This window comes from Pleomorphomonas sp. PLEO (assembly GCF_041320595.1).
Lineage (GTDB): Bacteria > Pseudomonadota > Alphaproteobacteria > Rhizobiales > Pleomorphomonadaceae > Pleomorphomonas.
Genome location: NZ_CP166625.1, coordinates 4154249 through 4175609 on the forward strand (window position 1 = coordinate 4154249; position 21361 = coordinate 4175609).

Below are 21361 nucleotides of genomic sequence, written 5' to 3' on the forward strand. Positions count from 1 at the left end.
CGTCCGCACATCCGCCTCCCGTCTCGAATGGATTTGCCCAACATTGCAAGAGCTTTACGCGCTCGCGATGTTGTTCATTCATACGGGATGAGGGTTGGCGTCTTCAAACCGAGGTGAAAGCCACACGCCTAATCGCGATCCAAGCGCTCGTTCGTTGATTCTCGTAACTTCTCGCGAATGGACCGATAGGCATACCTCTAATTGTATGAGCCTCTTGCGCGTCATAGTTTATTCCCGACCGCCTATATCTCCGGAAGTAGAGTTTGGAAGCTTGCCATGGATTGGGATCTCACTCGCCTAAATCCCACAGGATTCGAACGTCTCGTTCGCGCCCTTTGTTTCCGATCATTCGGACCTGGAGGTACCGTGTTTTCTCCAGGTCCCGATGGAGGACGTGATTTTGTTTTCGAAGGAAAACTTGGAGGGTACGAATCCAAGGGATGGCAGGGATACTTAGTTGTACAAGCAAAATTCAGAGAAAACGCTGGGCGACCAGATGATGTAGAATGGTTGATAAGGCAGCTGTCCGCTGAATTTAGAAAATATAAATCGAGTCACCCGGCCATACGAAAACCGGAATACTATATCCTCGCGACCAACATTTCTTTATCCGGTAGCGACGGGGTGGCGCCAAAAACAAAAAAGCTCCGCACCGGTGGATACACGAAAATAGAGGACGCGCTCAAGGCATGGAAAGGAGAGTTTGGTGTCAAGGGGGTCGACGTTTGGTCGGGTGACAAGATTGTAGATTTCTTGGCGGATGCTCCCGGTATCAGGCAATCATATGCGGCCTGGATCACTCCGGGTGACGTATTGAACAAGATCCTGCAGAGCGCAAATACACTACGGCCGGAGTTCAAACACGTCGCCGGCCGCTCTCTTAAGAATATGTTGCACAGAGATCAGTTCGTTCGCCTAAAGGATGCCGGTAGTGTCGGCGACGCCCAAATCCGAACTAGCCAAATTTTTATAGATCTACCCCTTCCATCATCACGGCCGGGGCTGGGATCAGAGATGCAACCTTACGAGCACTTATCTAACTGCGCCGTGGCGCGGCTTGTCGACAGAGCAAGAGAAAAGCTCGACCCAGAAACCCTAGCCGACGAAGAGGACACTATCGGCACAAGTGGGCCGAGTAGAAGTAGAATAGTTTTGGTCGGTGGCCCTGGGCAAGGTAAATCAACAGCTACTTTGTTTTTGACACAAATTTTCCGTGCAACGCTCCTAGAAGCAGACCCAGCCACACGACGAGATCATAATGTAAAGCGGCTCGTTCCAGAAATTCTAAAGCGAGCAGAAGCAGAGGGGATCCCGCGATCTATCCCGCACAGGTACCCTGTTCACATTTCACTGCCACGGTTTGCCGATCGCATCAGCCAACAACGCCAACTTGAGCGCGATATTCCCTCGCTGCTTTCATATATAGCATCCGAATTCGCGCTATCGTCAGACCAAGACATTACTAAAGACGACTTACGAGCCTGGATAGAACTCCATCCTTGGCTATTGGTACTAGACGGCCTAGATGAAGTACCTCCCACTGGCGAGCGTCCGGCCATTCTCGACGCGATCTCGCAGTTCTTTACAGAAATCGCCGCCGCGAACGCGGACATATTAACGATCGTTACCACTCGCCCACAAGGATATAATAAAGACCTTGATCCCGATCTGTGGGAGCACTGGCGGTTGGCCGAGCTGAATCGCGACGAAGCACTGAAGTATGCGAAAGCGCTGGGCGAGGCGAGATATCCAGATGATAAACATCGTCGAGAGGACGTGGAGGCGATGCTAAACGAAGCTTCCCGTCAACCTGCAACTGCCCGATTAATGATTTCTCCGTTACAGGTTACTATACTCCATTTCATCATTGACACAGGAGGAGGTGTACCCACTGCCCGTTGGACACTCTTCAACGAATATTTTGAGGTGCTAAAGCGCCGCGAGCGAGCAAAGGGTGGCCAGACGCAGAGAATTCTTGAACGTCATTTGAGTCACCTCGGGCCAATACATCACCGAGCGGGGCTTGTGCTCCAAACAGATAGCGAGCAACAAGGCGGGGCAGGAGGTAAATTGTCTCACGCTCGGTTCCGCGATTTAGTCCATAAATATTTAGTCTCTGAAGGTTTCTCCACTGCAGAAGTTGAAACTCGCGTAAAAGAACTTATGGAGCTTGCGCTCAATCGACTTGTGCTCTTGTCAACACAAGAAGAGGAACAAATCCAATTTGACGTCCGCTCTCTTCAGGAATTTATGGCTGCGGCAGCCCTAACATCTGGTGACGAAGCACTAATGGAAGAGCGACTGGCTTATATCGCCGGAAAAGCGCATTGGAGACATGTTTTCTTGATCGCAGCCAGCCGCTGCTTCGCCGACGATAGCTTCCACTACAGGCGCGCGACAATTGTCAACATTCCTCGCCAAATGGACTCTGCGGAGCCCGATTTACTCGTAAAGAACGGAGCGAAACTCGCCCTAGAGCTTATTTCGGATGGCATAGGTCTAGATCACCCCCACTCTAGACGGCCGTTACTGCAACACAGTATGGATTTACTTTCTTTAGGTCCCGATAGTTATGATGATCGCCTCGTAACAGTGTGGGATTCCACTACGCTCGACCTAGCGGAAGCCTTGCTTCGTGAACGCATTAAAGATGGCTCTTCCACTGGAGCTTCGGCTGCCTGGAAGCTGCTGTTCAGAATGACTCGCGAGCATAGCGAGTGGGCGACCACACTGATTGTGAGTATGTGGCCGAAAGACACGCAGGCCTCTCTACTCGCGCTTAGCCAAGCAACGGCCCCTCTAGATAATGCGCAACTTATTCAGCTCGCAACTCTGACAGTTGCGTCGGCAGGACCAAATTGTAAAACCACTTTACGGGATTTCTCGCAGTCACTACGACATTTTCAGGATGAGTCCGAACGCAACTCTCATTCCGATTTATGCAGTCTGTTGCCCACGGGGCTTGGCTTTGACCATTCAAGACGCTTAATAAAAGTTCTCGGGATAGAGAGTCCCTTTGCAACGTTGCAAGTTCTACTAAACGCAGCGGACTCTTTTAGAGTTTACAATCGAACTTACCTCGATAGAAATCTTTGGTGCGCGTTCCAGGCCGCAGCGTCATTTATCGACCGACCGAGCAAAAAGTCTCTTCACGATGCGGCGACCATTATCGCACTTCATTCGTTTGAAACAGCCCGATCGTTCCTTTGGTTGTTACCCTGGCCATTGGCGACTCTGATCTGCGAGTCTCAGGACCCAGCAGCTCTTTTGAAAATCGCCAACGAAGTAAGAGACGGTGAGAGAGCGGGATTAAAGGAGTGGAAGTCTGCTGAGCGCCGCTGGCTTGAAATAGGAGTTACTCAAGCGGATCTTGCGTATTTAGAGTCTGGTCGATTCTTTGGGCGCGATGTGGCAACGGTCGGAGCCCCCCCGATTTTGTCAGTTTCTATTTCTAACAATGCCGAAGCGCTAAATACCTCAGATCGGTTAGCCGACGCGGCCTCAAAGGTGACGCACCCGCTTATAAACAAGCACCTCATCAACGCGGCTCATACGGCGCTTCTAGGCGCACCGCCCCACAGTTGCAAATCGCCGGAACTAGCCCGAAGGCTTTTGCACTTGCTTGTGCAATGTAGTTACATTCGCGCTGCGGATCTTTCTATGTTCGATTTGCAGGTTTTTCAGGATCCATCGCTTCTCGCTGAATTGGTCGAATTGATAAAGCGGTGCGACAGTGACCAGACCCTGGATGTTGATCTCGGTGCGTTAGTTGCCCTGTTTAATATCTCAAATACAAGAGAGCTGATCCAACTAATATTGTTGTCAATTAGGTCTTCTTCTCAGGAAGACATTAGAAGCGCAATTTCCAAGCTCGACTCCGGCGCCTTTCTGTATCAACCAACAGACGAGAGACGTGTAAGAGAATCTGTCGCGCTTTTACGGATGATTTCTGGGACTTCTAGTGACGTTTGTCGAGATTGCGAAGATCTTCTTTCAAACGAAGATCGAGATACGGTAAGTGAGGTTGCGATACGCATACTCAACGGCGATTTAATCGGCTCAGATGCTAGAATTTCAGTTTTGGTTTTTATTATGCGCCAGCTTCGTGAGAAGTCGAGCAACGTTAGTAGTCGCCTAGCTGAACCTCTAAGGAAGGCGTTGGATACGCGCCGCTCAGAACTTCATACTAGATCAGTGTGGATAGATCACCTCCGCCTGCCCTCCGACAGCTTTTCTTGTCTTCTTCCTTCTCAAGAAGGAAGCCCTAAGCATTAAAGGAAGGACGTCTCCGGTGACCAGAATCTAAAGAACCTAGAACGCCACACGCTCAGACCAGCCTAGCGCTGCGCTGTAGGTGAAAACGTTTAAAGGATGTGAAATCTGGAGCGGGTAGAGGGAATCGAACCCTCGTATTCAGCTTGGAAGGCTGCTGCTCTACCATTGAGCTACACCCGCTTCGATGGGCGGATATTTATGGAGACGCGGGCGGCTTGTCAACGGCGCAACACGTCCGCCAGCGCTGAGATCATCGCATGAACCACAGCCGGATCGGCGCGGCGGCCGGTGTGATTGAGGCGGATGAGGCGCTCGGCCCCAGCCCCGACGCCCAGGGAGAATTCCGGGTCGGTGGCTCTGAGCTGGTCGAGGAGGGGCGCGATGTCGACATCGGCCGGCACCGCGAAAGTCGTGACGAGATGCGACGCCTCCTCCGGCCCTGCCCACGGCTTCAGCCCGAGCGCCTGGAGGCCATCGCGGGCCGCGGTGGCGGCCTCAGTGTGGCGATCAATGATGCTGTCGATCCCCTCGGCCTCGACGCGGTCGAGCGCGGCGGCGAGCGCCCAGAGTTCCAGCGGCGGCGGTGTGCCCGGCAGGGCGCCCCTGCCAGCATCGAGCCAGAGCCGCTTCTGGTCGAGGAGCGACAGGGTCGAGGTCGCAGGCGCGTCGGGACGGTCGATCTCGGCCCAGGCGCGCTTGCTGACCGAGACGGCGGAGATGCCGGCTGGCCCGGCCAGCGCCTTCTGCGGTCCGATAACGACGACATCTGCCCCCATGGCATCGGCGGCGAAGGAATGCCCGCCCAGCGAAGCAACCGCGTCGACGACGGTGAGCATGTCGCGCTCACGGGCAAGGCGCAGGATGGCCTCCAGCGGATTGCAGATGCCGCTCGCCGATTCCGCATGCACCAGGGCCAGCAACTTGGCATCGGGATGGGCATCGAGCGTCGCCGCCACCGCCCGCGTGCTGACCGGCCGTGCCGCTTCGGCGCGAATTTCAACGACGCTGGCGCCGGCCCGCCGCAGCCAACGGCCGAACCAGACGCCATAAGGGCTGGTCACGATGTTGATGACCTTGAAGCCCGGCCGGCCGAGGCTGACCGCCACCGCTTCGAGCGCCACCACCGCCTCGGCCTGCACGAGCAACACGTCGCCCGACGTACCGATCAGCCGGGCGAGGCGGTCGGCGAGACCGGCGACACGATCGGCCGGGAACGCCGGCGGGTCGAGGAGGCTGGCGGGATCAAAGTCGTTCATGCTGGCGGCTCTCCCTTGAGGCGCGGCACGGCGCCGATCAGATCTTTCAGGACGTCGGAGGACGGCGCGGTGATAACGCTGGCGGCCGGCCCTTGCTCGACGATGCGACCGGCGGCCATCACCGCGATGCGATGGGAGACGGCGCGCACCACGGCGAGGTCGTGCGAAATGAAGAGATAGCCGACGCCGGTTTCCCGCTGCAGGTCGACCAACAGCTCCAGTATACGGCCGCGCACCGAAACGTCGAGCGCCGACACCGCTTCGTCGAGGACGATGAGGCGCGGCCCGACGGCAATGGCGCGGGCGATGGCCACCCGCTGGCGCTGACCGCCAGAGATGTCCCGGATCGAGCGCCCGACCAAGCCGGACGACAGGCCGACCCGGTCGATCAGCCGGGCGACTTCGGCGGCGCGCTCCGCCTTGGCAACCACGGCGTGAATGCGCAGCGCGTCGGCAATGACACCGCTCACCGTGGCGCGCGGGTTGAAGGCGGCGAGCGGGTCCTGGAACACCATCTGCATGTGCCGCCGGGCGGCGCGCAGGCGGCCACCGCCGAGCGCCAGCCAGTCGTCGCCCATGAAGGCGATGGAACCGCTCTCCGGCGCCATGAGGCGGGTTAGCACGCGCGCCAGCGTCGACTTGCCGCAGCCGGAGCTGCCGACGAGCCCCAGCGTCTCGCCGGGTGCGATGGCCAGCGACACGCCGTCGAGTGCGACGACGCGGCGCCCGCCACTTACAAAGGTTTGGCGCAGATCGCGGGCGATGAGCAGCGGCTCGCTCATGATGCCTCCCCGACGAGAGGCGGCGTTGCCAGATCGATATGCGCGGCGATCAGCGCCGCCGTCTCGGCCGCCTTGGGCGCGGCGACCACCTCGGCGGCCGGCCCCAGCTCGACGAGACGGCCGGCGGCCATCACGGCGACGCGGTCAGCGATGCCGGAGGCCAGCGCCAGATCGTGGGTGACGAACACCAGCGTCATGTTTTCGGCGCGCACCAGTTCGACGAGGAGTTCGACGATCGCCGCCTGCACCACCACGTCGAGCGCCGAGGTGACCTCGTCGGCGATCAGCAGGCGCGGCCGGGCGGCGATGGCGGCGGCGATCGCCACCCGCTGCCGTTGGCCGCCGGAGAGCTGATGGGGGAAGGCGCGTGCGATGCGCTCCGGCTCCGGCAGGTGAACGCGGGCGAGAAGGCGCATGGCTTCCGCATCGGCCTCGCGACGGCTGAGACCGAGATGGCGGCGCGCGCCCTCCCCAACCTGTTCGCCGATGGACAGCACCGGATTGAGGCTGGAGCCGGGATCCTGGAAGACATAGCCGATGTCGCGGCCAGCGCGCGGCGTGCCATCGAGATCGGGCCAGCGGAGGGTGCCGGCGACCTCTGTCCGCTCGGGCAGCAGGTCGGCGATGGCGCGGGCCAGCGTCGACTTGCCGGAGCCGCTCTCGCCGATGATCGCCAGGATTTCGCCGGCTTCGATATCGAGGGACACACCGGAGAGGGCCGATGCGGTGGCACGGCGATAGGTGACGGTGAGATCGGCGATGCGAGCGAGCGTCGTCATGACCGCCCTCCCCGGCCCAGCGCTTCGCCGGCCGCCTCGCTGACCAGGTAGACGCCGAGCACCGCCACCACGAGGCCGATGCCGGGGATCACCGACAGGAAGGGCGCGGCGCGCAGCACGTTGCGTCCTTCTGCGATCATCGAGCCCCAGGTGACGACGTTGGGGTCGCCGAGACCCAGGAAGGACAGCGCGGCTTCGGTGAGGATGGCCGCCGCGACGATCACCGCCGCCAGCGCCAGCACCGGCGGCAGCGCGTTGGGCAATATCTCTTTGAACGCGATTTCCAGCGGATGCATGCCGATGACGCGGGCGGCGGCGACGTAGTCGCGCTCGCGGATGGACAGCACTTCGGCCCGAACGAGGCGGGCCGGCTGCGCCCATGAGGAAAGCGCGATGGCAATGATGACGGTGCCGAGCGAGCCGCCGGCCACCGACACGAAGGCCAGCGCCAACAGGAAGCCCGGCACGATCTGGAAGGCATCGACCACGCGCATCAGCGCTTCGTCGACCAGCCGACCGGCAAAGCCGGCGATGGTGCCGACCACCGACCCGAGCAGCACCGAGGCGGCCGCCGCCGCGATGCCGACCACCAGCGAGGTGCGGGCGCCATGAAGCAGACCGGCCAGCACGCCGCGGCCGAGCCGATCGGTGCCGAACGGCAGCGCCGGGTCGGTAAAGGGTGCCAGCAGCGCCGGGCCGGCGATGCTGAGGGGATCGCCGGGGGATATCCACGGGGCGAGCAGCGCGGCGGCGGCGATGATGGACAGCAGTGCGACGCCGATGGCGCCCGTCGGGCTGGAGAGCAGCCGGCGGAGAAAGCTCATGCCGAGGTCTCCGAAGCGCCAATGCGCGGATCAAGGACGGCGTAGAGCAGATCGACAACAAGATTGACGAGGATCACCAGCACCGCCGACGTCAGGATGATGCCGATCAACAGCGGCGCATCGCGGCCGGCCACCGCCTCCTGGGCCAGCCGTCCGAAGCCGGGAATGGCGAAGACGCTCTCGATGACCACCGAGCCGCCCAGCATGCCGGCCGATTGCAATCCAAGCACGGTGATCAGCGGCAACAGCGCCGCCCGCGCGACGTGCCGCCAGATGATGCGGCGACGGGTGAGCCCCTTGGCACGCGCCGCCAGTATGAAGTCCTGCCGCCAGATCTCAGCCATGGCGGTGCGCATCACCCGGAGAAACAAGGCAAGATAGATGAAGCCGAGGGCGGCGACCGGCAGCGCCAGATGGCGGGCGATGTCGAGGCCACGGGCAAGGCCGTGCTTGCCGGAGGCGATGGTCTCGATGCCGGCGATCGGCAGCCATCTGAGCGAAACCGAAAAGATCAGCACCAGCACGAGCCCCAGCCAGAAACCGGGGATGGCGTAGAGCGTCAGCGCGCCGATCGACAAGGCACGGTCGCGGAAGGAGCCCGGCCGGCTGCCGGCAACGACGCCCAAGAGCGAGCCGAGGCCGAAGGACAAGGCGGTGGCCGACCCCATCAGCAGCAGCGTGGTCGGCAGACGCTCGAAAATGAGATCCTTGACCGGCCGCTCGAAGGCCACCGACCAGCCGAGGTCGAGCCGGCCGAGCGCGGCGACATAGAGCAACAGGCGGGAGACAAGCGATTGATCGAGCCCATACTGGGCGCGCAATCCGGCGGCCAGCGCCGCGTCGCCACCGCCTGCCGAGAGCAGATAGGCGTCGACGGCGTCGCCCGGCGCGGCCTCCAGCAGCAAGAAAGTGGCGACCACGACGATCAGCAGCACAGGAATGGCGCTGAACGCCCGCCGCCTGACGAGGATCAGGGCGCGATGCAAGCTTCAAGTCTCCCGGCTGCTTTCCGGCTTGGAAGCCGAGGCATCTGGACTACCATTCTTGAAATGCTCCAGCGGCATCAAAGCAAGGAAAAATATTCTCTTTGCAGGCGGTGGGGCACGGCGACGTTGCACGCGCCCCAATGCCTCCATGTTGCCTCGAAAGCCACGCCGGTTATAAGTCCGACGCCTAATACAGGGTATCGATGACCCGTTGCGGCAGAGCCTTGTCGTAGGCTTTGCCGTCGATTTCATTGTGGGATAGTTCCCTGAGGATGTCCCCGGCGCTCGGCAAGGTCGATCGATCGACCCTGCTCTTTTCGTTCCACAACTCTGCCCTGACAACGGCCCTGCTGCACTGAAAGAAAACCGTGTGCACTGAAACGCGAAGGACCGATACCGGAGGCCTGTTTCCCATTGCAAACCGTTTGAGATAGTCCGGGCGGATGGATATTTCCGCCGTTCCATTGACGCGTATGGTCTCCCCTATGCCGGGGATAATGAACAGCAAGGCCACTCTGGGGTCGGCGATGATATTGCGAAGACTGTCTATTCTGTTGTTACCGCGCCGGTCAGGCAGAATGAGCGTCTTTTCGTCCTCGACATGTACGAAGCCGGCCGGGTCACCGCGAGGACTTGACTCGACGCCATTCGGGCCAACGGTGGAAAGGATCGCAAAGGGCGCGGCCTCGATAAAGGGTCGGTAGACGGCATGTATGTGATCGGTCTGCTTGGCAATCGCTCCGCGCCCCACTTCGCCGTAAAGCCCCTTCAACTCCTCAACCGTCGTTATGCAATCTCTTTCGTCCATGGCTCTCTCACTCAATGGAGGTCCGTTAGTTGTCTGCCAAAGTCACGTTAGGGTCCAGACCTCGCGACCTGCACAGGCTTTCCGACGGGCGATTCGAACGGATTTCGCCGCGGCATCAGGAGTAGCTTCCCTGAAGCCTCCACCGACTTCAAACCAGGGAAAAACAATCCCATTGCAGGTGGAGGAGCGAAGCGACGTTGCAGGCGCTTCGGCGAGCAGACATGTTGCAACCCGAGATCGGGCAGAAGGATTGAGCGATGACGGGTGACTACACTGTGAGCGTCGAGATACCCAGCGTCGACGATTATTGCCGCCTTCGCCGCGTCTCGGGCCTCACGCCACGCAGCGAGGCTGCCGCGAGGGTGGGCCTGCCGAACACCGTGGTTGCCGTGCTGGCGAGATGCGGTGACCATGTCGTCGGCATGGGGCGCGCCATCGGCGACGGGCTTTGCTATCAGGTCGTCGATATCGCCGTGGACCCTGATCATCAGGGGCGCGGCCTCGGCAAGGCGATCGTTTCCCGCCTGATGGACGAGCTCAAGCAGCTCGCGCCGGCGGAAGCCTACGTCAGCCTGATCGCCGATGGCGACGCCAAGCATCTCTATACCCAATACGGCTTCGAACCCACCGCGCCCGCATCCATCGGCATGGCCCAGTGGATCGGGATGGAGCCTTGAGCTCTTCCTACGGGGAAGGGAACGATTTCAGTACAGCCAACAATCTCGCCCTGAAGCATACCTTTCTACTGGAGGCTTCTCAATTATTTCAATTGTGTTAGCGTAGACCAACGCCGAATTTATTCCATAAAAGATCAAAATGTGCAATTCATTTATAACAACAATTATTATGTACTTCTCGACAATAAGTCTATGTTTTTCTATGGAACCAAATAAGAATGAACTTTCGGCTATGTCATTCCAGACAATAAGGCATATCACAGCCGATGCGCTCAATCCGTTCTTAGCGAGCATCGGCCAATTTCAAGTTGTTTCATTTGGTACAGCCCCTCGAGATCCGCACATTGACCATAGAAATGATAAGATACTTGTGCGTATCGGAGATTCAAGGCTGTCGCCTGTCTCTGGTGTATATAGCAATTGTACAGCGAATTCTGATATTAGAACAATAATTTGCGACGCAAGGATCGTGGACGACATAATAGATGATTTTCATTTAGATTTGGGTTCAAATAGTCTTGAATTATACAGGACATTAATATTAAGACTAATTCTAGCGCATGAACTAGGGCATATCATTCTAAAGCACGGATTCGCTGCATATCATGGTGATGAAACAGGCTTTTCTGTATTTCGCTATATGAAATATAGCAAGGAGCTAGATGCGGATAAATTTGCGGTAAAATTGATAGACTCCGCAAGACTAGACTTTAATGCGCAGTATGGCGTGATTTCTGATATTTTGAATTCAGTAATCTCAAAGAACCTGTGTCCAGAAACATTTCCAAACTGGTGTCCTTGTCCTGGTTACTCAGATCCGACTCTGTGCAGCAAGATTCCGATAGGTCCTGGATTACCCGTTTACAGCGGCGAGAGTTTTCGCATTGAGCTGAAGGGCACACATCCGGACTTCTTGGTTCGCTTTGCCCGATTTTTGATTCTGTCAAAATCCAAGGCTGCTAGGATAATGTACGCAAAAGATGCCCGGTTTATAATCGATAACACGTTTATAAATTCAGGCATCTATTTGGAGTCGCTATCAATTCTGGATAGTTCAAAATAGTTATATTTTTTCTTTTCCAAATTCTGAGGGCGTGTTAGTTACTTCATAAGCATCGATTGGATTTGGGGCCGACATTATGGATCTCAATCGCAGAGCTGCACTCATACTTGGCGGCCTATCAGTCGCAGAATTATTTACGAAACAAAGTAGAGCAGATAACAACTCGCTTACTCAGCAAAACCTTGGATTTGGATGGATAAGAGATCTTCCAGATCCCCAGGACAGCCTACTTCAGTCCCCATCCTTTGGTGAGACAGCAAAGCGACCGAAGCTAATTGATCTTTCCCCCAAATTTCCCAAGCCGTATGACCAAATGCGACTTGGAAGCTGTACAGCTAATGCTATAGCGGCAGCTGTTCAGTACGCGCGAAAAATTCATGACAAGCCTGTTGATTTCACGCCGTCGCGTCTTTTTATATATTATGAGGCCAGAAAGATAATCGGAAATGTCTACGTCGACAGCGGCTCGCGAATAAGAGACGGAATCAAATCCGTCGCATCAATTGGTGTGCCGCCAGAAGACATGTGGCCTTATGATGGGATTTCAGGAGATCGGACGACACATGTTTTCCCAACGGGAGCTCGTTCTACCATTGAACCGCCCAAGGCAGTTCTAGATGCTGCTCAAAAGTATAAAGCGATTTCCTATGCGCCCCTGAAGCAAGATGCGGTTACCTTAGAGAGTTGCTTAGCATCTGGGTATCCATTCATCTTTGGATTTTCTGTTTTTAGTAATTTTCGCTATGATACAAAGCTCCTAAAGACACCAACTTCAGATGACACAACGACAAACTCCGGCCATGCAGTTTTGGCAGTAGGATATAACCAAGAAAAACGTACTTTTAAAATTCGAAATTCTTGGGGCATCAACTCAAATAAAAACGGATATTTTGATATGGATTACGATTACGTACTAAGCTCAGGTTTTTCTAGTGATTTTTGGGTTCTGTACCAAACGCTAGGATTTTATTGACGTTAACTATGTATAATATACAAGTAAATAAAACTCAATAGCACTCATCAATGATATAACGACATTGATAAAATTGGAAACTAGCCTAGGTTTTGTCATTTTATCTTGAAAGTGACGCACCTTCTTTTTCAACAGTCGGTCCCCAACCTTTGGTCTACAGATTGAAGGCGCTGACGGGAAGAAATTTGTCCCCAACCCCGCGTTTGGGCAATGCCTGTCTGGCACATCAGCCGAGAAAATGGTGCCGGCGGAGAGGATTGAACTCCCGACCTTCGGTTTACAAAACCGCTGCACTACCGCTGTGCTACGCCGGCGCGGATTTCCGAATAGCCGATGGCACGGTCAGGTGCAACCCTGACCGCGAGCCAATTTTCAGGCGCCGGCAATTGCCTTGCGCACCATGTAGAGCGACAGCACCGCCGCGTTGGAGACGTTGAGGCTCTTGATTTCGCCGGGCATGTCGATGCGGGTGACCACGTCGCAGAGTTCGCGCGTCCGCTGACGCAGCCCCTTGCCCTCGGCGCCGAGCACCAGACAGACCGGCGCGGCAAAGCGAGCTTCGTCCAGCGCCTCAGGGGCCTCCGAATCAAGCCCTACCACCGTGAAGCCGGCCGCCTTCATTTCTTCCAGCGTATCGCCGAGATTGCGGACGGTGGTTACCGGCACCACGTCGAGCGCGCCGGACGCCGATTTTGCCAGCACGCCGGATTCGGCGGCGCTGTGGCGCGTCGTCGTCAGCACCGCATCGACCGAGAAAGCCGTTGCCGACCGCAGGATGGCGCCGACGTTGTGCGGATCGGTCACCTGGTCGAGCGCCAGCACAAGACGGGCGCCAGAAAGGTCTAGCGTGGTCAGCGGCTTGAGCGGCTGGACCTCCAGCGCGCACCCTTGGTGAACGGCCTCGGAGCCAAGCAACCGGTCGAGAGAGTACGGCGACGCCTCCTCGGCGGCGATCGGCAGCTTGCCCTCGGGGAAGCGCTCGGCAAGGCGGGCCTGGGCGTTGCGCGTGGCGAGCAGGCGCAGGGCGACCCGGCGAGGGTTCTTCAGCGCAAATTCCACCGTGTGGAGGCCGTAGAGCCACAGCGCCTCGCCCGCCTCGCGCTCGCGCTTGGGGCGGGGGCGAAAATCGCGCGGACCGAATTTGCCGGCGGGCCGGCCTTGCGGCGGGCCGGAACGTCTGGGAGGGCGCTTGGAAGAAGGAGTATCGTCTGACATGCGGCGCTTATAACCGTGGCGCATCCTCGGCGCCAGTGGTGGGGCTTTTTCTTCCGCATCGATCGCCAGCGGGACCGGCAGCCCAGGCTTGCGCACCGCACGGCCGTTGGGCGCATTGAAGCCTCCTCAGCGCGCTTGGAGCGGTTGCCTTGCCCATCCGGGACGCGTCAGGCTTCAAGCCAACTGCGTTGTCGACAAAACAATCGGGCCATGGGGTTGACAGCGCCCGGCATGGTCGCCATAAGAGCGCCCGTTCAGCCAGCGCCTTCGGGTGTCGGCGGAGCGGGCTGGGAGAATGTCCCGAGTGGCAAAGGGGGCGGACTGTAAATCCGCTGGCTAAGCCTTCGTAGGTTCGAGTCCTACTTCTCCCACCATCTCCACCCTATCCTTGATTGCATGAAGCATGCTGTGATTTGTTACAGCTAGCCCTTCTTGCCGACCTATCTAGTTGATAGAAATAGCGTTGACCCTGCAATCATCCAGGGAGTCGGACCGTTGTCAGCGAACAAGGTGGATAGCGCATGAGCAAGTCATGGATGGTTCGTGCTGAGCGCAACGGCAGGCTATTTGACGTCTTTAAGCAAAGATCATTGGTCGCCATCGGATGGCCTGCGCTCGGGGACATTTCCGAAGCAAAGACCCGCAAGACGATCAGTGATGCTTTTTCGCGAGCCTACCCCGGAAGCAAAGCCCAAAGCCAAGCGATGGCCGCGGGGCAGCTCCATCGCTTTGTCAATGAGATGACCATCGGCGACATGGTTGTGACTTATGACCCCTCTCGCCGGGCCTATCTCGTCGGAGAGATTTCCAGCGCGTATCGACACGATCAATCGGCTGATCCAGAGGATACTCACGTTCGGTCGGTAAGATGGGACGGTGAGGTCAGCCGCGACCTTCTGTCCGTCGAAAGCAGAAATAGCCTCGGATCAATCTCAACTCTGTTTCGCCTTTCAACTGAGGTCTCTGGAGAACTCAAGAAAGCTCTGTCAGGTAATGCAACGCCTTCTGTGGACGGAGCAACCCCGGTAAGCGAGGCGGCGGAAGAAGATGTTTTCGAAAACATGGCGAGCCGAGCGCATGAATTCATCAAGGATAAGGTCAACGCTCTGAACTGGGATGACATGCAGGAGCTCGTGGCTGGCCTTCTTCGCTCACTCGGCTACAAGACAAGGGTTTCGGATAATGGCCCCGATCGCGGCAAGGATATCGTTGCCTCGCCGGACGGATTTGGCTTTGAGTCACCGCGTATTGTGGTCGAGGTCAAACATCGAAAAGGCGCCATGGGCGCACCGGATGTTCGCAGCTTTCTCGGTGGTCGTCATCCACAGGACAAGGGTCTTTATGTCAGCACCGGCGGATTCACGCGGGAAGCGCGTTACGAAGCTGAGCGGGCCAACATTCCCACGGCCCTGATGGACCTCGACGATCTCGTGAAAAGCCTTCTCGAACAATATGATAAGCTCGACCTTGAGACACAGCAGCTTATTCCGCTGAAGCGCATTTTTGTTCCGGCCTGGAACTGACAGATCACCTTCAGTGAGAAATGCCCGAACGTCCGCCGTCGTCGATTGGTTCAGACGCAGGGGCCTTTCTTGACGGCTGTGAATCACCTTGGAGACGGCGTGCCGCATCGAGACGGTGGAGGAGGCCCTGCGCCGTTACGGTAAACCTGGGATCTTCAATCCGGATCAGGGAGACAGTTCACCTCGCTCAAGTTGCTCTATCTCTTTGTCCTGACGTAGTTGCCAACGCAAAGCCGGTTTCTACTTTCCTGGAATTGCCCTAACTCCTCAGCGCCTCGAACAACCGTGCCACCGCCTCCGCCCCCGGGTCGGCGTGGCCGCTCAGCTTTTCGGCGTTCACGTAGGCGGCGCGGCCGGCCTTGGCGACACTCAGGGTGGCGGTGTGATCGGCTCCCCTGCGGGCCGCCACGGCGGCGGCGGCAATACCCTCGTTCAGGGCGGAAAGCGCCGGGTGAAGGGCGTCGATCATGGTGCGGTCGCCCAGCCTTGCCCCGCCGATTTCCTGCATGCGTGCCAGCCCGGCCAAGAGCGCATCGCGCATGGGCAAACCGCTGGAGGCCGCATCGCCGGCCGCTGCGAAGAAGATCGCCAGCAGCACACCCGAGGAGCCGCCCATGGTTTGGCTGAACTCGAGCCCGATGGCCCGATAGAGCTGGGTATGGTCGGCGAGCGGCAGGTGATCCAAGGCTCCGATCAATGCCTTGGCCGCGCCGGCAAGCGTGGATCCGGTGTCACCATCGCCCGATTTTGCGTCCAGCGCATTCAGCTCGGATTCGAGCGAGATCATGATGTCGCAGCACTTTACCAGGAAATCGCGCGTTGCCGGATGCTGCGAGGGGATCGGCAGGATCGGCCTCAGGCCATCGGGCAGCGCCAAGGCGACGGGAGTGATGACCCGATGGCAGCCAGGCCACGCCGACATGGCGACGGCACTCAGGAGCGACGCCTCGTCGTCGGGCGTCAGGGGACAGATCGACACCGAGACACCGCGCATATCCAGCGACGTCATCATCGAGGCCGGCCCGACGATGAACTTGATCTTCTTGCCCAGTTCCGAGCGCAACAGCTCGTAGGCCAGCACCGACATTTCCAGCACCGAGGCGCCACCGAGATTGTTGAGCAAAGCGACATATTCGCTGTCGCCGGCTTGCGCTGCCAGCTTGTCGATCATCGCCGCCATCGCCTGCTCGGCACCGAGAAAGTCGATCTGCTCCACGCCCGGTTCGCCGTGAATGCCGAGGCCCAGTTCGGCCTTGCCCGGCGCAATGCGGCTCTCCTTGGCCGAGCCGGGCACGGTGCAGGTATCCAGCGACATGCCGATCGAGCGGGTACCGGCAATGACCCTTTCGGCGGCCTGGGTGACGGTGGCGAGATCGCGGCCCTTCTCGGCGAGATCACCGGCCACCTTGTGCACGAACAGCGTGCCGGCCAGCCCGCGCGATTGCGGCAGGTTGGGCAGGGCAATGTCATCGTCGACGACGACCATGTTCACCTTGAGGCCGAAGGCGCGCGCCCGCTCGGCGGCGAGGCCGAAGTTCAGCCGGTCGCCGGTATAGTTCTTGACCACCAGCAGGCAGCCGGCCGGTCCGGTCGCGGCTAGAATGCCGGCCAGCACCGCGTCGACGGATGGCGAGGCGAAGACATCGCCGCAAACCGCCGCCGTCAGCATGCCCGGCCCGACAAAGCCGGCATGCGCCGGCTCGTGCCCCGAGCCACCGCCGGAGACGATGGCAACCCGGCTCTTGTCCCAATCGGCGCGCATCACGACGCGGATGTGGGGAAAGCCATCCAGCCGCGTCAGGCGCCCGCCGGAGGCCATCACGGTTCCCTCGATCGCTTCGGTGACGATGTTCTCACGCCTGTTCATGAACTGCGTCATGTTGGTCCCCCCTCATGCCAATTCGCGAAGATGCTGACGCATCCGCTCATTGAAATCACTGCCGATTTCTCATTTGCGTCAGGGGCATGAGAAATCGGCAAACGGAATACCAAGAGGCATTTTCAATGCATCTTGGTATCAGACAATGCGCGCGCCGGCGGCGTCGAAATAGAATGGCTTCAGCGGCTGGATCTTGACGATGTCCCCTGCCCGCAACGGTGTGTGGGCATCGATGACGGTGGTCAGATCGTGGCTCTTGAACGCCAGGTGCAGGCGGGTCTGGTCCCCCAGATGTTCGACCCGCTTGACCAAGCTGTCCTGCCCTTCGCCTTGCTGGATTTGCTCGGGGCGCATGCCGATATAGGTCGCGCCCGAAGGCGCCGGGCCGAACAGGTCGGCCGGCAGGATATTGATATGCGGCTGCCCCAGGCGCCCGGCGGCGTAGATGCTGACCGGCTGTTCGTAGATCTCGCGCGGCGTGCCGAATTGCACCAGCCGACCATGGTCGAGAACGCCGACATGGGTGGCCATGGTCATCGCCTCGATCTGATCGTGGGTGACGTAGAGAAAGGTTGCCCCGAGATTGGCCTGGATGTTCTTGAGTTCGATGCGCAAATCGGCGCGCAACTTGGCGTCCAGCGACGACAGCGGCTCGTCCATCAGGTAGACCGACGGATTGCGAACCAGCGCGCGACCGATGGACACCCGCTGCATCTCGCCGCCGGACAGGGCCGTCGCCTTGTTGTCGAGCTTGTGGGAGATTTGCAGGATTTCGGCCACCTCGGCCACCTTGCGGTCCATGTCAGCCTTGGGCGTCCTGAGCAAGGGCGATTTCAGCGGAAACTCCATGTTCTCGCGCACGGTCAGATGCGGATAGAGCGAATATTGCTGGAACACCATCGCCACATTGCGCTGGGCCGGCGGCAAGCCCCGCATAGACTGCCCCGCGATGAACACCTCGCCAGCATCGGGCTTGTCCAATCCGGAAACCATGCGCAACAGCGTGGTTTTTCCCGCGCCGGTCGGCCCCAACAGCACCACGAAGGCGCCGTCGGGAATCGTCAGGGAAACCTCGGCAAGGGCGGTCTGTGGGCCGAAGGATTTCGAGACGCTCTGCAAAAGGACTTCAGCCATGATGCAGCACCTTTTGATTGGCCGTTGAGATCAACGCATGGCCATTGGCCGCGAACAGCGAGATCGAGCGGGCATCGAACCTGAGCCCGACGGTATCGCCAACGATCGCCACCTTGTCCGAACCGATACGGACCTTGACCTGCCCAAGCGCCGTATCCAGCGTGACGATCTGCGTGGTGCCGAGATATTCGACCGCGAGGATGCGCCCGCGATATCCCGCATCGTCGTCCAGATGAACATGCTCGGGCCGCACGCCCAGGACCAGCCCGCCGTCGTCGCCGCTGATCATCTTGGGGATGTGTACCTCGGTGCCAGCCAGCATGACCGAGGTCGCGCCATTTCCCACCATGCCGTCGAACGGCAACAGGTTCATTGCCGGAGAGCCGATGAACTTTGCCACGAAGGTGGTGGCCGGCCAGTCGTAGATTTCCTGCGGGCGGCCGAACTGCTCGACGACGCCGTGGTTCATCACCACGATCTTGTCGCCCATCTGCATGGCCTCGAGCTGGTCATGCGTCACATAGACCGTGGTGGCGTGCATCCGGTCGTGAAGGGCGCGCAGCTCTTGCGCCATGTGCTCGCGGAACTCGGCGTCCAGCGCGCCCAGCGGCTCATCCATGAGAAAGCAGGCTGGATCGCGCACCACGGCGCGCCCGAGCGCGACGCGCTGCCGGTCGCCGCCGGACAGTCCACCCACCGGCTTTTCCAGCAACGCGGTGATGCCCAGAATCTCGGCGACTTCGTTGACCTTGGCGCGCACCTGGTCGCGCGGCATTCCCTGGCTGACCAAGGGATAGGAGATGTTCTTGCGCACGTTCATGTGCGGATAGAGCGCGAACATCTGGAACACGAAGGCGATATCACGCTTGGAGGCCGGCTTCTGGCTGACTTCGATGCCGTTGATGTAGATCTCGCCCGCCGTCGGCAGCTCCAGCCCGGCGATCATGCGCAACGTGGTCGTCTTGCCGCAGCCCGACGGGCCCAACAGCATGAAGAACTCGCCGTCTTCAATGGTAAAGCTGGACGACTGCACGGCGGTGAAAGCGCCAAATTCCTTGCGTAGGTTCTTGATGACGATCTGTGCCATCGTTTACTCCGGAAAATGGCTGACGATGATGAACATGACCGTTCCGATCAACGTCACTAGAAAGGAATACGTGAACAGCACGAGAGCGATGGGCTGCATCAGCATGACCACGCCGAGGGCGATCAATATGGTGGCGACCATCTCCCACGCCCCTCGGCGCAGATGCAGCAGGCCATGGATGAAGTTGCTCATTTGCGAACCGCCCCGAAAGTGATGCCGCGCAGCAGGTGTTTGCGGAGCAGGATGGTGAAGATCATGATCGGCAGCAGGAACAGCGTGGCGCCGGCGGCCACGGCGGGCCAGTCCTTGCCGCCCGAGCCGATGATCGTGGGGATGAACGGTGGCGCTGTCTGCGCCGTGCCCGAGGTGAGGAGCACCGCGAAAGCGTATTCATTCCAGGAAAAGATCAGGCAGAAGATGGCGGTGGAGGCGATGCCGGTGGCCGCCTGCGGCAGGACGACCTTGTAAAAGGCCTGGAAGCGCGTGTAGCCGTCGATCAGCGCCGCTTCTTCGTATTCGATGGGGATTTCATCGATGAACCCCTTCAACAGCCAGACCGACAGCGACAGGTTCACGGCGGTGTAAAGCAGGATCATGCCGAGGTGGGTGTCGCTCAATCCCATCTGCCGGTACATCAGGAAGATGGGGATGGCGACGGCGATGGGCGGCATCATCCGGGTCGACAGGATGAAGAACAGCAGATCGTCCTTCAAGGGAACCTTGAAGCGGCTGAAGGCATAGGCGGCAATGGTGCCGAGGAACACCGACAGAAAGGTCGAGCCAAAGCCGATGATCACCGAGTTCATGAACCGCTCGCCGTAGCGCGAGGGGCCATTGATGACCATGCCATATTGCCGCACGATCGTGTCGTACCAGGTGGTCGGCGGTCCCATGGCGGCCAGATCTTCTGGCGTCACCCGGCTGCGCGAGGTGAAGAGATTGACGTATCCCTCCAGCGACGGCGTGAAGACCACTTTCGGGGGATAGGCGATGGCATCGGCCGGTGTCTTGAAGCCGGTGGCGATGATCCAGGCGAGCGGCAGCAAGGTCAGCAGCGCGTAGCCGATAACCAGCACTCCAGCGAACCACTTCTGGCGGTTTGACGGCTCGGTGATGGAGTAGCTCATCTGTCTTTCACCTTGTTGAGCGCCTTCACGTAGATCGAGGCCAGACCGAAAACGGTCACGAACAGGATGACCGCGTAGGCCGAGGCAAAGCCGGTGCGCCATTTCTCGAAGGCTTCGCGCTTGAGATCGATCGAGGTCAGCAGGGTGGTGGCGCCAGGGCCGCCGCCGGTGAGCTGCACCACGAGGTCGAACATCTTGAAGTTCTCGATGCCCCGGAACAGCACGGCCAGCATCAGAAAGGGCAGCGCCATTGGCAGCGTGATGGTCCAGAACTGCCGCCACTTGCTGGCGCGATCGCATTCGGCGGCTTCATAGATGCTGGGAGGGATCGACCTCAGACCAGCCAGACAGATCAGCATCACGAAAGGCGTCCACATCCAGGTGTCGACGAGGACGATCGTCCAAGGGGCGAGCGAGACATCACCGATCATGGAGAAGCTGGCGGGATCGACGCCGGATATGAACTCTATGAAGTAATTGAACAATCCGATCTGTGGCTGATACAGGAAGGTCCAGAAATTGCCGACGACGGCCGGTGACAGCATCATCGGCAGCACGATCAGCGTCGTCCAGAGATCGTTGCCGCGAAACTTTTTGTTGATGAGATAGGCCAGCGTAAAGCCGATCACCACCTGCAGAACGATGGTCCAGATCAGGAAGTGCGCGGTCGCCTGCAAGGATGCCCAAGTATCGGGATTAGTCAGGATCTTGCGGTAGTTGTCGAAGCCAACAAACTCGACCGGGTTATTGGGTCGGTTGGTGCGAAAATTCGTCAAGCTCAGGCGGATCGTCCAGATCAGCGGAAAGATGTTCACCGCCAGCAGCAGAAATATGGTCGGCGTCACGAACAGCCAGGCGATTGTCCTGTCAGAAACACCCCTGATACGGCGCGCAAGTTTGGGTGGCGTGGCTGACGCGACGCGTTGGACGAGATGATCGGACATGGTTTTGCTTTCCTGGAGCAACGGGCATC

The 21361-nt window shown here is 58.9% G+C and carries 18 protein-coding genes and 3 tRNA genes; 6 read left to right on the plus strand and 15 right to left on the minus strand.

The features are described 5' to 3' along the window. The first annotated feature begins 276 nt into the window (after positions 1 to 276). Positions 277 to 4275: a hypothetical protein gene (locus tag AB6N07_RS19290; protein WP_370674680.1), complete on the plus strand. Its 3999-nt coding sequence runs from the start codon at positions 277 to 279 to the stop codon at positions 4273 to 4275. Between the two features lie 106 nt (positions 4276 to 4381). On the opposite strand, the gene AB6N07_RS19295 is transcribed toward AB6N07_RS19290, so the two are convergent. The 7 genes from AB6N07_RS19295 to AB6N07_RS19325 all read right to left on the minus strand — a co-directional run bounded on the left by AB6N07_RS19295 (position 4382) and on the right by AB6N07_RS19325 (position 9710). Next, positions 4382 to 4455, minus strand: a tRNA-Gly gene (locus AB6N07_RS19295). A gap of 38 nt (positions 4456 to 4493) precedes the next feature. Then, positions 4494 to 5531 carry an alanine--glyoxylate aminotransferase family protein gene (locus AB6N07_RS19300; RefSeq protein ID WP_370674681.1) on the minus strand — a complete coding sequence of 346 codons (1038 nt, stop codon included), beginning with the start codon at positions 5529 to 5531 and terminating at the stop codon, positions 4494 to 4496. After that, positions 5528 to 6313, minus strand: a complete 786-nt coding sequence (locus AB6N07_RS19305) for an ATP-binding cassette domain-containing protein (RefSeq protein ID WP_370674682.1) — start codon at positions 6311 to 6313, stop codon at positions 5528 to 5530. The genes AB6N07_RS19300 and AB6N07_RS19305 overlap by 4 nt, the downstream gene beginning before the upstream one ends. After that, entirely contained in the window at positions 6310 to 7092 is a 783-nt protein-coding gene (locus AB6N07_RS19310; protein ID WP_370674683.1) for an ABC transporter ATP-binding protein, read from the minus strand. Before AB6N07_RS19310 ends, AB6N07_RS19305 begins: the two co-directional genes overlap by 4 nt. After that, entirely contained in the window at positions 7089 to 7916 is an 828-nt protein-coding gene (locus AB6N07_RS19315; protein ID WP_370674684.1) for an ABC transporter permease, read from the minus strand. The genes AB6N07_RS19310 and AB6N07_RS19315 overlap by 4 nt, the downstream gene beginning before the upstream one ends. After that, positions 7913 to 8902 (minus strand): ABC transporter permease, encoded by a 990-nt coding sequence (locus AB6N07_RS19320; protein ID WP_370674685.1) that lies wholly within the window; start codon positions 8900 to 8902, stop codon positions 7913 to 7915. The genes AB6N07_RS19315 and AB6N07_RS19320 overlap by 4 nt, the downstream gene beginning before the upstream one ends. A gap of 187 nt (positions 8903 to 9089) precedes the next feature. Continuing rightward, positions 9090 to 9710, minus strand: a complete 621-nt coding sequence (locus AB6N07_RS19325; protein WP_370674686.1) for a pyridoxamine 5'-phosphate oxidase family protein — start codon at positions 9708 to 9710, stop codon at positions 9090 to 9092. A gap of 257 nt (positions 9711 to 9967) precedes the next feature. Here AB6N07_RS19325 and AB6N07_RS19330 point away from each other — a divergent pair, with 257 nt between their 5' ends. The 3 genes from AB6N07_RS19330 to AB6N07_RS19340 all read left to right on the plus strand — a co-directional run bounded on the left by AB6N07_RS19330 (position 9968) and on the right by AB6N07_RS19340 (position 12423). After that, complete coding sequence (locus AB6N07_RS19330) at positions 9968 to 10387, plus strand: GNAT family N-acetyltransferase (RefSeq protein ID WP_370674687.1); 420 nt, start codon at positions 9968 to 9970, stop codon at positions 10385 to 10387. A 139-nt stretch (positions 10388 to 10526) separates the two neighbouring features. Beyond that, on the plus strand, positions 10527 to 11450 hold the full coding sequence (locus tag AB6N07_RS19335; RefSeq protein WP_370674688.1) for a hypothetical protein: 924 nt from the start codon (positions 10527 to 10529) through the stop codon (positions 11448 to 11450). A gap of 76 nt (positions 11451 to 11526) precedes the next feature. Then, positions 11527 to 12423: a C1 family peptidase gene (locus AB6N07_RS19340; RefSeq protein WP_370674689.1), complete on the plus strand. Its 897-nt coding sequence runs from the start codon at positions 11527 to 11529 to the stop codon at positions 12421 to 12423. A gap of 239 nt (positions 12424 to 12662) precedes the next feature. On the opposite strand, the gene AB6N07_RS19345 is transcribed toward AB6N07_RS19340, so the two are convergent. Together AB6N07_RS19345 and rlmB are read right to left on the minus strand one after the other, a co-directional pair. Continuing rightward, a tRNA-Thr gene (locus AB6N07_RS19345) sits at positions 12663 to 12737 on the minus strand. A 58-nt stretch (positions 12738 to 12795) separates the two neighbouring features. Next, entirely contained in the window at positions 12796 to 13638 is an 843-nt protein-coding gene (gene rlmB / locus AB6N07_RS19350) for a 23S rRNA (guanosine(2251)-2'-O)-methyltransferase RlmB (RefSeq protein ID WP_370674690.1), read from the minus strand. A 289-nt stretch (positions 13639 to 13927) separates the two neighbouring features. On the opposite strand from rlmB, the gene AB6N07_RS19355 reads away from it, so the two are divergent. Both AB6N07_RS19355 and AB6N07_RS19360 read left to right on the plus strand, forming a co-directional pair. Continuing rightward, positions 13928 to 14012: transfer RNA gene (locus tag AB6N07_RS19355), tRNA-Tyr, on the plus strand. 147 nt (positions 14013 to 14159) lie between these two features. Then, positions 14160 to 15161 carry a restriction endonuclease gene (locus AB6N07_RS19360; RefSeq protein ID WP_370674691.1) on the plus strand — a complete coding sequence of 334 codons (1002 nt, stop codon included), beginning with the start codon at positions 14160 to 14162 and terminating at the stop codon, positions 15159 to 15161. A 259-nt stretch (positions 15162 to 15420) separates the two neighbouring features. Here AB6N07_RS19360 and AB6N07_RS19365 read toward each other — a convergent pair whose 3' ends face one another. The 6 genes from AB6N07_RS19365 to AB6N07_RS19390 form a co-directional block, all read right to left on the minus strand. Further along, the gene (locus AB6N07_RS19365; protein ID WP_370674692.1) at positions 15421 to 17040 is read right to left on the minus strand and encodes a dihydroxyacetone kinase subunit DhaK; all 1620 of its coding nucleotides are present in this window, start codon (positions 17038 to 17040) and stop codon (positions 15421 to 15423) included. Between the two features lie 138 nt (positions 17041 to 17178). Then, entirely contained in the window at positions 17179 to 18174 is a 996-nt protein-coding gene (locus AB6N07_RS19370; RefSeq protein ID WP_370674693.1) for an ABC transporter ATP-binding protein, read from the minus strand. Further along, positions 18167 to 19261, minus strand: coding sequence for an ABC transporter ATP-binding protein (locus AB6N07_RS19375; RefSeq protein ID WP_370674694.1), 1095 nt, complete (start codon positions 19259 to 19261; stop codon positions 18167 to 18169). The genes AB6N07_RS19370 and AB6N07_RS19375 overlap by 8 nt, the downstream gene beginning before the upstream one ends. A 3-nt stretch (positions 19262 to 19264) precedes the next feature. After that, complete coding sequence (locus tag AB6N07_RS19380) at positions 19265 to 19453, minus strand: hypothetical protein (protein ID WP_370674695.1); 189 nt, start codon at positions 19451 to 19453, stop codon at positions 19265 to 19267. After that, positions 19450 to 20388 carry a carbohydrate ABC transporter permease gene (locus AB6N07_RS19385; RefSeq protein WP_370674696.1) on the minus strand — a complete coding sequence of 313 codons (939 nt, stop codon included), beginning with the start codon at positions 20386 to 20388 and terminating at the stop codon, positions 19450 to 19452. The genes AB6N07_RS19380 and AB6N07_RS19385 overlap by 4 nt, the downstream gene beginning before the upstream one ends. Next, complete coding sequence (locus tag AB6N07_RS19390; protein ID WP_370674697.1) at positions 20385 to 21332, minus strand: carbohydrate ABC transporter permease; 948 nt, start codon at positions 21330 to 21332, stop codon at positions 20385 to 20387. The genes AB6N07_RS19385 and AB6N07_RS19390 overlap by 4 nt, the downstream gene beginning before the upstream one ends. Positions 21333 to 21361: the final 29 nt, after the last annotated feature.

What these genes read in the sequence shown, in the direction of transcription:
- AB6N07_RS19290 (WP_370674680.1), top strand. Translation starts at nt 277, where the DNA reads ATGGATTGGGATCTCACTCGCCTAAATCCCACAGGATTCGAACGTCTC.
- AB6N07_RS19300 (WP_370674681.1), bottom strand. Translation starts at nt 5,531, where the DNA reads ATGAACGACTTTGATCCCGCCAGCCTCCTCGACCCGCCGGCGTTCCCG.
- AB6N07_RS19305 (WP_370674682.1), bottom strand. Translation starts at nt 6,313, where the DNA reads ATGAGCGAGCCGCTGCTCATCGCCCGCGATCTGCGCCAAACCTTTGTA.
- AB6N07_RS19310 (WP_370674683.1), bottom strand. Translation starts at nt 7,092, where the DNA reads ATGACGACGCTCGCTCGCATCGCCGATCTCACCGTCACCTATCGCCGT.
- AB6N07_RS19315 (WP_370674684.1), bottom strand. Translation starts at nt 7,916, where the DNA reads ATGAGCTTTCTCCGCCGGCTGCTCTCCAGCCCGACGGGCGCCATCGGC.
- AB6N07_RS19325 (WP_370674686.1), bottom strand. Translation starts at nt 9,710, where the DNA reads ATGGACGAAAGAGATTGCATAACGACGGTTGAGGAGTTGAAGGGGCTT.
- AB6N07_RS19330 (WP_370674687.1), top strand. Translation starts at nt 9,968, where the DNA reads ATGACGGGTGACTACACTGTGAGCGTCGAGATACCCAGCGTCGACGAT.
- AB6N07_RS19335 (WP_370674688.1), top strand. Translation starts at nt 10,527, where the DNA reads ATGTGCAATTCATTTATAACAACAATTATTATGTACTTCTCGACAATA.
- AB6N07_RS19340 (WP_370674689.1), top strand. Translation starts at nt 11,527, where the DNA reads ATGGATCTCAATCGCAGAGCTGCACTCATACTTGGCGGCCTATCAGTC.
- rlmB (WP_370674690.1), bottom strand. Translation starts at nt 13,638, where the DNA reads ATGTCAGACGATACTCCTTCTTCCAAGCGCCCTCCCAGACGTTCCGGC.
- AB6N07_RS19360 (WP_370674691.1), top strand. Translation starts at nt 14,160, where the DNA reads ATGAGCAAGTCATGGATGGTTCGTGCTGAGCGCAACGGCAGGCTATTT.
- AB6N07_RS19365 (WP_370674692.1), bottom strand. Translation starts at nt 17,040, where the DNA reads ATGACGCAGTTCATGAACAGGCGTGAGAACATCGTCACCGAAGCGATC.
- AB6N07_RS19370 (WP_370674693.1), bottom strand. Translation starts at nt 18,174, where the DNA reads ATGGCTGAAGTCCTTTTGCAGAGCGTCTCGAAATCCTTCGGCCCACAG.
- AB6N07_RS19375 (WP_370674694.1), bottom strand. Translation starts at nt 19,261, where the DNA reads ATGGCACAGATCGTCATCAAGAACCTACGCAAGGAATTTGGCGCTTTC.
- AB6N07_RS19380 (WP_370674695.1), bottom strand. Translation starts at nt 19,453, where the DNA reads ATGAGCAACTTCATCCATGGCCTGCTGCATCTGCGCCGAGGGGCGTGG.
- AB6N07_RS19385 (WP_370674696.1), bottom strand. Translation starts at nt 20,388, where the DNA reads ATGAGCTACTCCATCACCGAGCCGTCAAACCGCCAGAAGTGGTTCGCT.
- AB6N07_RS19390 (WP_370674697.1), bottom strand. Translation starts at nt 21,332, where the DNA reads ATGTCCGATCATCTCGTCCAACGCGTCGCGTCAGCCACGCCACCCAAA.